General features: G+C 72.3%; 10 protein-coding genes. 7 read left to right on the forward strand and 3 right to left on the reverse strand.

Translation table 11 applies throughout. The features are described 5' to 3' along the window. On the forward strand, window positions 1–1,662 hold a 1,662-nt coding region (locus HGBR_RS18800), incomplete at its 5' end, for an alpha/beta-hydrolase family protein (protein WP_161601853.1). Between the two features lie 99 nt (window positions 1,663–1,761). Here the strand turns inward: HGBR_RS18800 and HGBR_RS07245 are convergent. Next, a complete protein-coding gene (locus HGBR_RS07245; protein WP_019158670.1) occupies window positions 1,762–4,596 on the reverse strand; it encodes an ExeM/NucH family extracellular endonuclease in 2,835 nt (944 codons plus the stop codon). Between the two features lie 182 nt (window positions 4,597–4,778). On the opposite strand from HGBR_RS07245, the gene HGBR_RS16950 reads away from it, so the two are divergent. From HGBR_RS16950 to HGBR_RS07270, 5 genes are all read left to right on the forward strand, one after another. Further along, a complete protein-coding gene (locus HGBR_RS16950) occupies window positions 4,779–5,189 on the forward strand; it encodes a GntR family transcriptional regulator (protein ID WP_019158671.1) in 411 nt (136 codons plus the stop codon). Window position 5,190: 1 nt separating this feature from the next. Beyond that, complete coding sequence (locus HGBR_RS16955; protein WP_083882783.1) at window positions 5,191–5,937, forward strand: ABC transporter ATP-binding protein; 747 nt, start codon at window positions 5,191–5,193, stop codon at window positions 5,935–5,937. After that, window positions 5,937–6,764, forward strand: a complete 828-nt coding sequence (locus HGBR_RS07260; RefSeq protein WP_019158673.1) for a hypothetical protein — start codon at window positions 5,937–5,939, stop codon at window positions 6,762–6,764. Before HGBR_RS16955 ends, HGBR_RS07260 begins: the two co-directional genes overlap by 1 nt. A gap of 120 nt (window positions 6,765–6,884) precedes the next feature. Further along, on the forward strand, window positions 6,885–8,066 hold the full coding sequence (locus HGBR_RS07265; protein ID WP_019158674.1) for an MFS transporter: 1,182 nt from the start codon (window positions 6,885–6,887) through the stop codon (window positions 8,064–8,066). A gap of 130 nt (window positions 8,067–8,196) precedes the next feature. Further along, window positions 8,197–9,759, forward strand: a complete 1,563-nt coding sequence (locus HGBR_RS07270; protein WP_019158675.1) for a hypothetical protein — start codon at window positions 8,197–8,199, stop codon at window positions 9,757–9,759. Window positions 9,760–9,762: 3 nt separating this feature from the next. Here the strand turns inward: HGBR_RS07270 and HGBR_RS07275 are convergent, their stop codons facing one another. Further along, the gene (locus HGBR_RS07275) at window positions 9,763–13,203 is read right to left on the reverse strand and encodes a bifunctional proline dehydrogenase/L-glutamate gamma-semialdehyde dehydrogenase (RefSeq protein ID WP_019158676.1); all 3,441 of its coding nucleotides are present in this window, start codon (window positions 13,201–13,203) and stop codon (window positions 9,763–9,765) included. Window positions 13,204–13,340: 137 nt separating this feature from the next. Here HGBR_RS07275 and HGBR_RS21010 point away from each other — a divergent pair, with 137 nt between their 5' ends. Then, window positions 13,341–14,831, forward strand: coding sequence for an FCD domain-containing protein (locus HGBR_RS21010; RefSeq protein ID WP_019158677.1), 1,491 nt, complete (start codon window positions 13,341–13,343; stop codon window positions 14,829–14,831). A 60-nt stretch (window positions 14,832–14,891) separates the two neighbouring features. On the opposite strand, the gene HGBR_RS07285 is transcribed toward HGBR_RS21010, so the two are convergent. Further along, window positions 14,892–15,440 carry a type 1 glutamine amidotransferase domain-containing protein gene (locus HGBR_RS07285; protein WP_019158678.1) on the reverse strand — a complete coding sequence of 183 codons (549 nt, stop codon included), beginning with the start codon at window positions 15,438–15,440 and terminating at the stop codon, window positions 14,892–14,894. Window positions 15,441–15,479 lie beyond the last annotated feature (39 nt).

A 15,479-nucleotide genomic window follows, 5' to 3' on the forward strand; every position in this document is an offset into this window, starting at 1 on the left:
CGGATGCTGGGACGCAACCGGCGCCGAGGCCGTGGCCGGCTGCCGCTCGGAGCCGCCGCCCTGCCGCGGCGGGTGGGCGGGCCGGCCGACGCTGAGGCCGCGGACCCGTTGCGCACTCTGCGCCGGGCCGCTGCGGTCGCGGCCGCCGCGGGGGTCGCGGTGTCGCTGCGGGACTCGGTGCGCTGGCAGGCGGACGTGGCCCGGCGCACCGGTGTGCGCGAGGCCTCGCCCGTCCACCATCTGGCCGGGTATGCGGTGGGGCTGGGCGGCTGGGTCGTGCTGCACGGCGCGGGGCGATTGTCGCGGGGACTGCGGCGCAGGCTCGTCGCCCGTCTGGTGCGTTCACTGCCGATCGTGCCGCCCGCGCTGGTGGCCGGGGCCGCCGCCCTCGTGGTGATCCGGTTCTACGGCTGGATGCTGGCCGGGGTGCTGGCGCAGGCGGACCAGAACGCGGTGATCCAGTCGTTCGCGCAGGTGGGCGTGGGAGCGGGGCCGGCGGAGCGTGTCCGGTCCGGGTCGCGGGAGTCCTTCGAACCGTTCGCAACGATGGGCCTGCACGGACGCGCCTTCGTGACGGGAGGCCCGCGCGGGGCGCGGATCCAGGAGGTGTGGGGCTCGCTGTCGCCGGGCGCGCGGGACACGGCGGCGCGCGGGCGCGGAACGACGGAGCCGATCCGCGTGTTCGCGGGCAGACTGGGCCACCCGGATCCGCGGGATGCGGCCGCGGCGGTCGTCGCGGAGCTCGAGCGCACCGGTGCGTTCTCCCGCCGCGCGATCCTTGTGGCGATCGGGACCGGGTCCGGCTGGGTGCCGCCCTGGTCGACGAGCGCCTTCGAGTACCTGCACCGCGGCGACTGCGCCGTCGTGTCCGCGCAGTACAGCTTCGCCGGGTCGTGGCTGGCCTTCCTCATCCACCGTCGGGCGGCGCGCGAGGTCGCGCGGGAGGTCATGCGCGCGGTCCGTCGGCGGCTGCGGCGGATCCCGCCGGAGCGTCGTCCGCGACTGTATGCGGCGGGGGAGTCGCTGGGTGCCTACGGCGGGCTGGGCGCGTTCGTGTCGCCCGGCACGATGCTGCGCGTCGTGGACGGGGCGCTCTGGACCGGGGCGCCGCGCGGCGCGCGTGTGTTGAGCCGGATCCTCGAGGATCGGCGGCACGGGAGCAGCGAGGTGCGTCCCGTCTACGGCACCGGTCGGCACGTCCGGTTCGTGACGCGCCCGGAGGAATTGACCCAGGCCCCACCCGGTTTCACCTACGCGCGCTGGGTGTCGCCGCGGGTGGTCTTCGCGCAGCACGGCTCGGATCCGGTGGTCTGGTGGGATCCGTCCGTACTGCTGCGGCGGCCCGATTGGCTGCGCGAGGCCCGTGCCGCCGACGTGTCGCCCGGTGTGCGCTGGCGGCCGTTCGCGACGTTCTGGCAACTGACGGCGGACATGCCGCGGTCCGTCGAGCTGCCCGGCGGGCGCGGCCACAGCTACCACGGCGAGACCGTCCACTACTGGAACGCGGTCCTGGATACGGGCCTGAGCGCGGAGGACTGCGACGAGATCGCCCGCGCGATCAGCGTCGACCTGGCACCGTTCACCGGCGCCCTGCCGCTCACGGACACGGGTGCGCGCATGCGGGCGGGGACGTCGTCGTTCCCTGCGAAGCCCCTCGGGTGAGTGCCCGGGGATGCAGAAGGGCCGGTCCGCTGGTTGCGGACCGGCCCTTCCTCACGGGGTGCGCCTCCTCAGCGATCGTGCGTCACCCGCGTGTGTCCCTCAGAGGGTGCGGCGTCGTGCTGCGAGGAGTGCGATCGCACCGACCACCAGGAGTCCGCCACCCACCACCAGTGCGGTGAGGCCGGTACCCGTGCGGGGGAGGTCTCCGTCGCCTCCCTGGTCGTTGCCGCCCTGGTCGTCGTTGTCTTCGCCCTGATCGTCGTCGCCCTGGTCGTCGTCACGACCGTCGTCCGTCGGATCCGCGGAGGGGTCCTGCGAGGGGTCCGTGGACGGGTCGTCCGTGGGATCGACGCTCGGATCCTGCGAGGGATCGTCGGTGGGCTCACCCGTGGGGTCCTCCGTCGGCTGATCCGTGGGGTCGCCGGTCGGATCCTCGGTCGGCTCGTCCGTGGGATCCTCCGTCGGCTCCTGAGTGGGCTCGTCGTCATCCGTGGTCCGGTTCAGTCCCATGACGAGCGGGTCGTGGTCGGACGACCGGAACGGTCCCTCCGCGTACAGGTTCGTGACGTTGCCGTTGTAGCGGCTGTACTCCAGGCCGATCGACTCGACGGAGTTGATGTTCCAGATGTCCGCGCCCGCGACGTCCTCGACGAGCGACTCGGAGGTCAGCACGTGGTCGAGGCTGCCCACGCGCGCGCCGAACAGGTAGGTCTGCTCGTCCGTGAACTCCTTGCCGATGTTCGTGTACCCCGCCTCGTAGAAGACCTGCATGGGGTCCTCCTCCGTGTACGAGTTGAAATCGCCCAGCAGCACGACGTCCTCCGTGCCCGCGGCCTCCTTCTGCTCGTCGGCGAAACCGACGAGAGTCTGGGCCTGCGCCACGCGATCCGCGTTCGAGTTGCCCTGGCCGTCGCCGTTGTCCACGTTGCCGTCGCCCGAGCCGGAGCCCTTCGACTTGAAGTGGTTGACGATCGCGACGAACGGCTCCTCGTCGTCACCGGTGGTGAAGGCCTGGGCCAGCGGCTCGCGCGCGTTCCCGAACGCGTCGCTGTCCGTCAGGATGGCGGAGTCGCCCACCGGCTGGACCTCGTCCGGCTGGTAGATGAAGGCGGTGCGGATGACGTCCTCGTCCGCGGGCAGCGACTGGGGCGACTGGGCGAACGCCCAGCGCTCACCGCCGGCCTCCGCGTTGAGGGCATCGACCAGGATCGACAGCGACTCGTCGCGGTCCTTGCCGAAGGCGTCCGAGTTCTCGATCTCCTCGAGCGACACGACGCTCGCGTCCAGGGTGTTGATCGCGTCGACGATCTTCGCCTGCTGGCGCTCCAGGTTCGCCGCGTCGTACGCGCCGCGCGCATCGCAGCCGCCGCGCACCGTCGTGGGGTTGCCCTCGCGGTCCTCGTAGTACGTGCACCCGTCCAGCTGCTCGCCGGTGGTCGTGAAGTAGTTGAGCACGTTGAAGCTGGAGACGGTGATGTCCCCGCCCACCTCCTGCGGGGCGGCCTCGCGCGTGTCCGCGAACTCGACCGGCTGCGCGTCAGCGGCGTTCTCGCCCGTCAGCCACGTGGTGGGCTGCAGACGCCACTTGTCGAAGCCGTAGCCCACGACGACCGGAGTGGTGAAGGTCGTCGCCGCGCCCACGCGCACCGGCGCGTCCGTCGACAGGTAGGGGACGGGCACGTCGGAGGCGCTGCCGGTGTAGTCGACGCTGCCGCCGTCGTCCAGGACGACCTCGCGCTGCAGGTTCTCCGCCTCGTACTCCTGCGCGGGCGCGCCCGGGGCGACGACGTCCGTCGCCTGGAACAGGGGCTCCGTGCCGTTCACCAGGCTGATCTCGCCGTAGCGGTTCGTGCCGTAGTTGTCCGTCACCGTGATGTCGCCGGTGGGCAGGACGAGCATCGACTCGTGCGCCTCGCGGGCGTCATCGCCCTCCGGGAAGACGCCCTCGATGGGGGTGGGCGCCTCGAGCGCCTCGTCCAGCTGGACCGGGCCCTGCGAGTCGACGGTGATCTGCGTCTGTCCGTAGTACTCGGAGACCCGCCCGGACACCCGCACGGAATCCCCGGTCGCCACGGACGACGCGGTGTCGGGGGCGTAGACGAAGAGCCCGTCGGAGGCCTCGACGGCGGCCTTCGCCTCACCGCCGGAACCCCCGGTCTGGATCGCGAAGCCGTTCAGTCCGCCCTCGGACCAGACTGCGGTGACGACGCCCTGGGTCGTGACGGTCTCGCCCACCAGCGGCGATTCGGCTCCGGTGCCCTGGATGTCCGCGATCGGGGTGATCTCGCCCGGTTCCGGGGGATCGGTGGGGTCGTCGGTCGGGTCCTCCGTGGGCTCGCCCGAGCCGCCGGGGCGCTCGCCCGGGGTGGGCTCGCCGGCGACCCACGAGCCGTCGATCAGCTGGATCGACTGGCCCGCGGGTGCGGTCGCGCCGGTGGGGGTGGCCTCCTGGCCGTGCACGGCCTCGGGCATGAGTGCCGAGGTCGTGGCGGTGACGCCCTGTCCGCCCACCACACCGCCGATCTGGTCGAAGTCGACCAGCGCGCCGTCCGCGTCGACGACGAAGGCGGAGGAGCCGTACGATCCGTCCGCCCGGGACCCTGAGTTGACCGAGTTGGTGATGGGGACCTCGACGGCCAGCGCGCCGGAATCGGGGACCGTCGTGCCGTCGTCCAGGGTCGTCACGTGTCCGGCGGACTGGGGGCTGCCGCCGCGGGTGACGGTGCCCACGGTCCAGCCGGAGACGTCGGTGCCGGGCTCTGCGACGATCTCGACGAAGTCGGTGTCGTCGCCGCCGGCGTAGGCGATCTCGGAGATCTCCGCCGCATCCGCCGCCTGGGCGGAGATCGGCAGGAGTGCGGGGGTGACGGCGACGGCGGCGGTGACCGCGGTCGCCAGTGCCGCGCGGACGGGCACGGGTGTCGTGAGACGCATGGGGTCCTCGTTCGGGGGAGGCGGTTCTGTGCAGACGTTCACACGCTACCCAGGGAATCCACAGACGGGGAGAGTCTCAGGCGAACAGGACATGAACGCAGCGAAGCGCAGAGGTCTTGACGGGGCCGGTCCCCTGTCTTACTGTATTAATCACTTAGTACAGTAGGACAAGGGGTGCAGGAATGGAGTTCGACACCTCATCCCCGATCTGGGTGCAGCTGGTCGGCGACTTCTCCCGTCGCATCGTCACGGGGGAGTGGCCGGCGGGTGGCCGCATCCCCGGGGTGCGGGAGATCGCGGTCGAGGTGGGAGTCAATCCCAACACCGTGCAGCGAGCACTCGCAGAGATGGAGCGGGAGGGGCTGTGCCGGTCGGAGCGCACGGCCGGGCGCTTCGTCACCGATGACATGCAGAGGATCGACCGCGTGCGCGCGGCTCTCGTCCGGGACGCGGCCGATGACTACATCCGGCGGGCCCGCGGCCTGGGGATGGGCCGGTCGCTCGCGCAGGACCTCCTCGTACAGAGATGGAGTGACCATGACGACAGTGCAGACCGGGACGACGACCAGACCGTCGAGGCGGGAGGGGAGTGACATGAGTGGAGCACCGACTGGCGGCGCTGAGGCGCCGCAGGACCTCGCAGCACAGGGTGCCGCCTTGGTCAGTGTGCAGGGCGTCGCACTGCACTACGGCGGAGTCCGCGCCGTGGACGGTGTCGACCTCGAGCTGGCGCCGGGCCGCATCGTCGGCCTCCTGGGCCCCAACGGATGCGGGAAGACGACCCTCATGAAGATCCTGGCCGGCGTGCTGCAGGGGTATGACGGCCGGGTGCGCATCGCGGGACACGAGCCGGGGCCGGAGTCGAAGGCGCTGGTCTCCTACCTCCCCGACTCCGGTTCCCTGCCCGGCGGATCCACGGTGGAGGCGTGCCTCGAGCTGTACCGCGACTTCTTCGCGGACTTCGACGACGCGAAGGCCAGGGAGATGCTGGGCTTCTTCAACCTCGGCACCTCGATGCGCCTGCGGCAGATGTCCAAGGGCATGCGGGAGAAGGTCCACATCGCGCTCGCCCTGTCCCGACGGGCGCGTGTCCACGTCCTCGACGAGCCGATCTCCGGAGTCGACCCGGCCGCCCGTCAGGTCATCATGGACGGGATCCTGCGGGGCTTCGACGACGATTCGCTCATGCTCATCGCGACGCACCTGGTGCACGACCTGGAGCAGATGCTCGACGAGGTGGTCGTCATGGACCGCGGGCGCGTCGTCCTCACCGGCCAGACGGATGCCCTGCGCGAGGAGCACGGGGCCGGCCTCGACCACATCGTCAGGGGGATGTTCTGATGATCACCGCACTCCTCACACACGAATGGAAGCGCACCCGCACGATGCTGGGACTCGCGACGGGCATCGCGGTCGCCGCGGTCGTCGTGGGGTCTCTGCTCGCGGCGACCGGCTGGGTGGGCGTCTCCCAGACCGGGATCATCCTGGCCGGGCTTGCCACGTTCGGCCTGGTGCCTGCACTCCAGGTGCTGCTGGCCGTCGACTACTGGCGCTCCAGCCACGGCCGCGGTGGTGCGTTCACCCAGACTCTGCCCATCCGCGGGCGGCGGATCTTCGGCGCGAAGCTGCTCCACATGTGGCTCGTGACACTGGCTGCCCTCGTCCTCACCGTCGTGGTCCTCGCCCCCCTCCTGTGGTGGGGCACGGCGACCGCGAACGGATCGGACACCGGCATCATCCGCGTCGTGCAGGACGCGTGGGCGTCGATCAGCCCGTTCGTCACGCCGCTCATGCTCACCCTCCTGATCCTCCTGTTCGTGGGCTTCCTGCTCCTCCCGCCGCTCCAGTACGCATTCTCCGCGTCGATCGGCAGCGAGAAGCGGTTGGGCAGGTTGGGAGTGGCGGGCCCGGTCATCGTCTACATCTGTCTCTATGCCGCGATGCAGGTGCTGAGCTTCGTGGGCCTCGCCGCCGTCCCCCTGGGGATCGGTCTGGTCGATGGGTCCCTGGGTCTCGTCCCCTGGAACGTGTTTGCAGAGATGGCGGCCGGCGAGAACGCTGCGGACGACATCATGCCCATCGGCTTCCTCCCGGTGTTCCTCGTGGTGGCCCTGGTGTGCCTCTGGCGCACGGCCCGGTCGTGGGACCGGAAGATCGCGCTGGCCTGACGGCCCCAGCGGGGCAGAGGATGCCCGGGCGGCCCTCCCGCGCCCGGGCATCCGCTGTTCCCTCCGGCCGTGAGCGGGAGCCGGGTCCGGACGGACGGATGCGGGTTCTACTGTGGAGCCATGAGCTCGACGAACGACGGCGGCGGCGACGACGTCCGCCCGCCGCTGCCGGTGGCCGCGGCCGCGTTCGTCAGCAGCTTCGACCGCTTCGCCGTGAGCCCGCTGCTCATCCTCGTCTCGGTGGATCTGGGGGTGTCACTGGCGCAGGCGCTCGCGATCGCCAGCACCTACTACCTCGCCTACGGGGTCAGCCAGCCGCTGTGGGGCATGCTGTCCGACCGGTTCGGCCGCCTGCGGCTCATGCGCTTCACCCTGCTGGGCGCGGCACTCACGGGGATCGCCTCTGCGGCCGCCCCAGGACTCACGACGCTCATCCTCGCCCGCGCCCTCACGGGCGCGCTGTACGGTGCGGTCATCCCCGCCTCGCTCACGTACGTGGGCGACACCGTGGTCGAGGAGCGCCGTCAGCCCGCGCTCGCCGACCTCATGGCCGCCGTCGCCTGCGGCACCGCTCTGGCGACCGCGCTGGCGGGCGTGATCGGCGACAGTGCGGGTTGGCGCGTGGTCTTCGCCGCCCCCGTCCTCGTGAGCATCGTCTGCGCCGTCGCGCTGGGCCGCCTCACGGAACCGCAGCGCGAGGCCCCGGCGGGCCTGCTGCGCACGGCGGGCCGGGTGCTGCGGAACCGGTGGGTCCTGGCAGTGCTGTTCCTCGCGTTCGTGGAGGGAGCCGTCGTCCTGGGCGTGCTCACGCTGCTGGCACCCGCACTCCAGTCGCAGGGCACGGGTGCGGGCGCGGCCGGAGCCGCGACCGCCGCCTACGGCGTGGGCGTCATCCTCACGAGCCGGCTGGTGCGCCCCCTCTCCCGCCACCTGTCGATGCCGGGACTCATGGGACTGGGCGGTGCCTCGGCGGTGGTGGGCTACGCGATCGTCGCGGTGCACACCTCCGTCTGGACCGTCGTCGCCGTGGCCCTGCTGCTGGGTGCGACGTGGTCGTTCCTGCACTCGTCCCTGCAGACCTGGGCCACCAGCGTCGTGCCGGAGGCGCGTGGCACGGTCGTGTCGCTGTTCGCGGGGTTCCTCTTCGCCGGCAGCGCGGTGGGCGCGGCGGTGGGCGGCCCGCTGGGCGATGCGCAGCAGTGGGCGCTGCTGTTCGGCTCGACCGCGGGAATCGCGCTCCTCGTCACCAGTGGGGCGGTCGTCTTCCGCCTTCGCTATGAGAACCCCGGCGCGCGCGACTGAGCACAGTGAAACCCTCCTGATGTCCCAGGTCATGTCCGACCCCGCCCCTAGACTGGGGGCGCCATCGCGGGCCCGGCCCACGCCGGTCCCGTTCCCCGACCGGCCCAGCCGCGAAGGAGCTCACCCGCCCATGACCAGCGATCGCCCCACAGCCCACCCGCAGCCGACCCCCACCCGGACGACTCCCGCCGGCCGATTCGCGATCGGAGCCGCGGCGGCGGTGCTCGTGGCCTCGGGGCTGGCCGCCTGCGAGTCGGGCGACACCGCGACCGTCGTCACCGCGGACGGCGGCGGCGACACCGCGACCATCGGCACGGACGACGCGGTGCAGGCGACGATCCTCGCCTCCCGGGCCGCCTACGAATCCGCGGAGCTCGTGGTCGCGGGGCCGGTGGACGACGCCCAGGCCGTGGCCGGCATGTCCGCGGACCTGGGCGTCCCCGGTCTGCTGGGGGAACCCGACGAGCTGGGGGACGAGTTGGACCGCCTGGGGGCGGAGACCGTCCTCGTCCCCGCGGGGACGGCCGCAGACGCGAGGGAGGGCCGCGAGGTCCTCGAGTTCGATCCCGCGGACCTGTCCGTCGACGGCGACGTGCCGGACGTGGAGGGCACGACCGCAGGGGACGAGGACGCCGGCGAAGAGGACACCGCCGCCGAGGCCGCGGTCACCCTGCTGCTGGACCCCGCGGATGCCGACGGTCCGGCCGTGCAGGTGGCCCGGGCCTCGGTCGAGGCGGCCGGCGGTCAGGTGGTCGAGGCACCGGGTGCCGACCCCCGGGCCACAGCGGACACGGTCGCCGCGGCTCAGGACGGCGACGGAGACACCGTCGTGGCGCTGGGCGAGGCCTTCGGCGATGCGGAGGTGCTGGACGCGCGGATGGCGACGGCACGCACGGCGCCGGAGCTGCCCGGCGGCGGCCAGGTCGCCTTCCCCGGCCGCCGGATGATCGCGGCGTACGGCTCGCCCGGCGTCCCGTCGCTGGGCATCCTGGGCGAGCAGGACCTGGACGGGGCGGTCGACCGGGTCCAGGAGCTGGCCGCCTCGTATGAAGAGTCCTCGGACGAACCGGTGATCCCCGCGATGGAGATCATCACGACGGTCGCCTCCGGCCAGCCGGGCGCGGACGGGGACTACTCCTCGGAGATCGACCCGGAGACGCTGCGCCCCTGGATCGACCGCGCCGCAGAGGAGGGGATCTACGTCGTCCTCGACCTGCAGCCGGGCACCACCCACTTCCTGGAGCAGGCGAAGCTCTACGAGGATCTCCTCAAGGAGCCCCACGTGGGACTCGCGCTCGACCCCGAATGGCGGCTGGAGGACGGGCAGCGCCACCTCGCGCAGATCGGCTCCGTGAGCGCGGAGGAGGTCAACGAGGTCTCCACGTGGCTGGCGGACGTCACCGCGGAGAACGACCTGCCGCAGAAGGTGTTCATCCTCCACCAGTTCTCGCACTCGATGATCAGCGACCGGGAGGACATCGACGCCTCCCGTGACGAGCTGGCGGTCCTCTTCCACGCGGACGGCCACGGCACGCCCGACCTCAAGCTGGGCACGTGGAACAACCTCAAGGAGGACCTGCCGGACGGCGCCCGCATGGCGTGGAAGAACTTCTACGACGAGGACACGCCCACCTTCACCCCGGAGCAGACCATGGAGGTCGACCCGGCGCCCTGGTTCGTGTCCTACCAGTGAGTGTCAGTCGCGCAGCCGATCCGCCAGTGCGTGGAAGGAGCGGTCCGGCGTGCCGAAGCGGTGCAGCGTCATCGACACGGCCTGCTCGTGCACGTAGTGGCGCAGCTCGACCGCGCCGGAGGCGGTGACGGGTCCTTCGAGGACCGCGACCTCCGGCCGGTCCTGCGTCGTCCGCCGCAGGGCGTCCTCGACCTCGCCCACGACCCGGACCCGGGCACCCACGGTGTCGTCGATCCGACCGGAGGCCACGCGGGCGGCGAACGCGTCCGCGTCCTCGACCACGACCTCGGCGGCGGTGGGGACCGCCTGCGCAGCCTGGGGCACGACGCTCCAGGACACGGGTGAGCCGGCCGTCTGCGCGGCGTGCGCCAGGCGGGACAGCACCTGCGGTGCGACGGCCTCCGTCACCCGGATCGTGACCGGGCGGGGGAGGACCCGCAGGATGTTCGCCTCCGAGGCGAGCCCCGTGGGGTCCTGCGGCCGCATCGCCTCCCAGGCGCGACGGTCCGAGGCCTGCGCGGCATCGAGCCACGCGTCCGGATCCGCGGGGCCGGCGTCGTGCCACGTGCCGAACTGCATGAGGTAGCGGGGCCCGCCGGCCTTCGAGCCCAGCCCCACGCTGGACTTCTTCCAGCCGCCGAACGGCTGCCGCTGCACGATCGCGCCGGTGATCCCGCGGTTCACGTACGCGTTGCCGGCCTCGACGCGGTCCAGCCAGGTGGCCACCTCGTCCGCGTCGAGCGAGTGGATGCCGCCGGTGAGACCGAAGTCGACGGCGTTCTGCAGGTCGATCGCCTCCTCGAGCGTGTCCGCCCGCATGAGGCCCAGCACCGGGCCGAACACCTCCGTCAGGTGGAAGTGCGACCCGGGGGCCACGCCCGTCTTGATGCCGGGCGACCACAGGCGGCCGGTGTCGTCGAGGCGGCGCGGCTCCAGCAGCCACTCCTCACCGGTCTCCAGGGTCGTGAGTGTGCGCAGCAGCTTGTCCTCCGGGTCGACCGTGAGCGGACCCATCGACGCGGCGTGGCTGTGGGTGTGCGCGGCGCCCTCGGGGCCGGTCGTGGGCCAGCCGACGATGAGGGAGGCCGCCGCATCGATCAGTTGATCGTGGAATCGCTTCGAGTCCGCCGTCGAGCCCACGAGGATCGCGAGCGAGGCGGCTGAGCACTTCTGCCCCGCGTGCCCGAATGCAGACTTCACGAGGTCCGCGACCGCCAGGTCCCGGTCCGCGGACGGGGTGATGACGAGCGCGTTCTTGCCGGAGGTCTCCGCCGCGATCTGGAGCTCCGCGCGGAAGGACCGGAAGAGCGAGGCGGTCTCCGAGGACCCGGTGAGGATGACCCGGTCGACGTGCGGATGGGAGACGAGGGCGCGGCCCACCTCGCGCTCATCCGTCCGCACCAGCTGCACGACGTCCTCCGGCACCCCCGCCTGGTGGAGGCACTCGATGATGAGGGCGGAGCAGCGCGGCGTGGGGGAGGACGGCTTGTGGATCGCAGACGCACCGACCGCCAGCGCGGCGACCGTCGAACCGGTGGGGATCGCGACCGGGAAGTTCCACGGCGGGGTGATGAGCACGACGGAGTCCGGTGCGAACTCCGCACCCTCGACGTGCTCCAGGTCCTGTGCACGCTGCGCGTAGTAGCGGAGGAAGTCGATGGCCTCCGACACCTCCGGATCGGACTGGTCGGGGGTCTTGCCGACCTCGTCGGCCATGACGGACAGGAACTCGCCGCGTCGTGCGCCCATGATGTCCGCCGCGCGCAGGAGGACGCGGCCGCGGTGCTGGGCACCTGTGGCCCGCCAGTCGGTGGCCGCATCCCGCGCCCGGGCGACCGCCGCATCGACCGCGGCGGAGTCTCCGAGGTGCTGGGGCTGGAGAGACGCTCCGGCATCGCCGTCGCGGTGTGCCGCCCACCAGGCGCGGTTCGCAGCGAGTGCCGGGTCCGTGTCCGGCTCGTTGCGGAACTCCGCCGGCAGCGCGGGCAGGTCCGCGGCCTCGGCGGAGCGGTCCTGCGTGCGGCGCGGTGGCGGCGGCGTGTCGTCGTGGGTCTCGATCGTGTCGCGGACGATGCCGATGGCCGTGCGGAAGCGGTCCTCCTCCCTGCGGAAGACCGCGTTCCCGTTGCTGAGCTCCGTGATGCCGGACATGAAGTTCTCCGGCGACGAGTTCTCGTCCAGTCGGCGCACCAGGTACGACACCGCGGCGTCGAAGTGCGCGGGGTGGACCGCGGGGACGTAGAGGCGGATGTCGCCCACGTCCCGCCCGATCGCGGCCGCCTGCGCCCGCGCCATCCCCTGGAGCATCTCGAACTCGATCGCGTCGTGGACGCCGCGGGCGCGGGAGAGCTCGTGGGCGAACGCGATGTCGAAGATGTTGTGGCTGGCCACGCCCATCCGCAGGCCGGTGAGGTGCTCGCTCCGCAGCACCCAGTCGAGCACCCGCTTGTAGTTCGCGTCCGTGTCCGCCTTCGAGGGCTCGACCGTGACGGGCCAGCCGGCGAGCTCTGCGTGCACCTGCTCCATGGGGAGGTTCGCGCCCTTGACGAGGCGGATCTTGATGCCCGCGCCGCCTCGGGCCACCCGGTCCGCGGCGTACGCGGACAGGCGCTGGACGGCGCCCAGCGCGTCCGGCAGGTAGGCCTGGATGACGATGCCGGCCTCGTAGTCCATGAGCTCCGGCTCGTTCAGCAGCCGGGTGAAGACCTCGATCGTGAGTTCGAGGTCCTGGTACTCCTCCATGTCGAGGTTGACGAACGCGGCGTCGGCCGGCTGCGCGGCGGCGGAGAGCAGCAGCGGGCGGAGGCGCTCGCACACCATCTGCGTCGACTCCTCGAAGGCCCACAGGTCGATCTGCGAGGCGATCGAGGACACCTTGATCGAGACGTAGTCCACGTCCGGACGGGCCAGGAGACGGCGGACCTCCTCCGTGTGGTTCTCCGCCTCCGCCTCACCCAGCACTGCCTCGCCCAGCAGGTTCACGTTGAGCTTCGAGCCGTCCGCGCGCAGCGCTGCGACGGCGCGGCCGAACGGGCCGGGGCGCGCGTCGACGATCATGTGCCCCAGCATCTGGCGCATCCGCGCGCGGGCGGCGGGCACGACGATCTGCGGCGCGATCGGGACCAGGGCGGCGCCGGCGCGGATCTGGGCCCGGTCCAGCGCGGGCAGCGAGGGCGGGGTGTCCTTCACGAGACTCGCCAGGGCGGCGCCGGCCGCGTGCGTGTCCTCCGTGCGGATGACGCGGTCGACGAAGCCCACGGTGAAGTCGACGCCGCCCTCGTCGCCCAGCACGGCGGCGAGCCTGTCCGCGGACGGGTCCTTCACGTGGAGTCCCGCCGCGACCCGCAGCCAGCGGCGGGCGGTGTCGACGGCGCGGTCGGCGATCTCCTCGAGCTGAGCGGAGCGCTGGTGGGCGGGTGAAGAAGCGGTGTGCGAGATCGTCATGATGCTCTCCTTCGCGTCGTCGTCGACTGCTGCAGGCGGTGTGTGCCTCCAGTGTGGAAGCGGCGGACCTGGTGCGGGAAGGGCGCTGTGAGTCAGAATTATGTGTGAGTCAGAAATGTGGTGGAGAGGGGTGTGGGATGTCCGTGATGGGCGTGGCGGGCAGCGAGGAAGGCGGCGAGGAAGGCGGCGAGGTGGCCGGCAGCGGGATCGGAACGGGGGAGCACGACGCACCCGCGTCCGACCGCCCGCGGCCGGGGCGGCCCAGGATCCAGGAGACCGCGGACCGGGCGGTCGCGCAGCTGCTGGCGGTGGCGGGCGATCGGGTGGACGGTCCGGCGTTCTCGACCCGCGCGCTCGCGGAGCGGACCGGCTTCAGCCAGACCGTCGTGTCCCGCGCGGTCCGCAGGATCGCCGACGGTGCGGACGGTGCCGCGGTGGCGGCCGTCGGAGCGGTGAGAGGTTCGATCCCAGCGGAGGCGGCGATTCCGGCCGTGCCCGTGGAGGAGCCGGTTCTGCTGATGGGGCTGGATCTGGACGCAGGCGTCTGCCGCGCGGAGTTCTCACCTGCTCCGCCGCAGGTGCGTGTCCGCTGGACGCGGAGGCATCTGCGACGCAGGGCGGCGCTGCTGGCGACGCTGCGGGTCCGGGGCGCCGCCCTGCCGCGGGACCTGCCGGAGCGCCTGGCCCGGACCGTCGCGATCACCGGCGACCTGCTGGAGGTGCTGGCGCGTGCGGATGCGGACGCGCCGGTGTCGTGGCGGGTGGGGCAGGTCGAGGCCGGTGGGGCGCGAGGAGCAGGGGAGCCGGGTGGGTCGGGGGAGCCGGGCGGATCGGCTGTGTCGACGGGGGCGGCCGGGGCCGCGCAGGCGGGTGCCGTCGCGGGTGCACCGCCGCGGACCGCCGCTGCCGATGGCCGCACCGCACAGGCTGATCGGTCCACCGCCTGGTTGCCGCGCGCGGGGGTGTCCGTCACGGAGCAGCTGGCCGTCCGACTGCGCGACGCGATCATGGTCTCCGACCTGCGGCCCGGGGACCGCCTGAGCGTGGCGCACTGCGCGCGTCTGCTGGGGGTGCCGCGCTCCGTCGCCTCGGACGTGCTGCGGCGGATGGTCGACGACGAGCTGCTGGACGGCACCGGGGGAGAGGTGCGCATCCCGCAGGCCTCACCGGACGACGTCATCGAGCTCTACGCCGCCCGCGTGATGCTGGGCGATGTCCTGCTGCGGGCGGCGGCGACCCGCCCCCGTGCCCGGCTGCTGCGCGCCCGGCAGGTGCTGGGCGTCATCGAGGACGCGGTCGCCGCCGGGACCAATGTGGGGGACGCGGACCTGCGTTTCCAGCAGGAGGTGGCCCGGGCCTCGGGCCTGGAGCAGACCGTCCGCCTCTTCGAATCGTCCACGGTGCGCGTGCAGATGCTCATCGCACTGCTGGGGATGGACTACGCGCGCGCCGGCCGCAGCATCCTCGCCGACGACCGGCGGATCCTCGCCGCCCTGGTCGCCGGCGATGCGGGGCGGGCGGTCGAGGCGTGGCATCGCAAGACGGATGCGGCGGTGCGGCACATGCATGGCCAGGCCCGCCACGCGGCCTTCGACGTCCAGCTGTGGAAGCGCCTCACCGCCCTGTGATCCGGAGATCGCAGGGCGGTGAGGTCCGGGCTGGAGACAGCCGCGGCGCTGGGCGTGTGCTCAGCTGAGGGCCGTTCGGATCGCGGCGTTGAAGGCCTCGAGATCGCCGGGGCTGCGGGACGTGATGAGGTTCCCGTCGACCACGACCTCCTCGTCGACCCACTGAGCACCGGCATTCTCGAGGTCGACCCGCGTCGACGCGTACGAGGTGAGGCGGCGGTCTCGGGCGAGTCCGGCCTCGGCGAGGATCCACGGTGCGTGGCAGATCGCTGCGACCGGCTTGTCCGCGTCGAAGAAGGCCTTCACGAGCGCGACGGCGCGCTCGTCGGTCCGCAGGGCGTCCGAGTTGAGGGTCCCGCCCGGCAGGACCAGCGCGTCGTAGTCACCGGCGGTGGCCTGCGCGACCGGCACATCGACGGGGAACGTGTCCGCGTGAGTCCAGTCTCCCTCCATCGCCTGCAGCGTGCCCTCCGAGGGCGAGACGACCACAGTCTGGGCGCCTGCCTCGTCCAACGCCGCGCGGGGGCTCGTGAGCTCCACCTGCTCGACGCCGCGGGTGAGGAGGAATGCGACCTTCTTCCCGGTCAGAGGGGTGCGTGCATCAGTCATGGTGCTGTCCTTCCGTAGAGGTGCGTCCTCGAGTTGGAA

Origin of the sequence: Brevibacterium senegalense (genome assembly GCF_000285835.1) — a bacterium.
GTDB classification, from domain to species: domain Bacteria; phylum Actinomycetota; class Actinomycetes; order Actinomycetales; family Brevibacteriaceae; genus Brevibacterium; species Brevibacterium senegalense.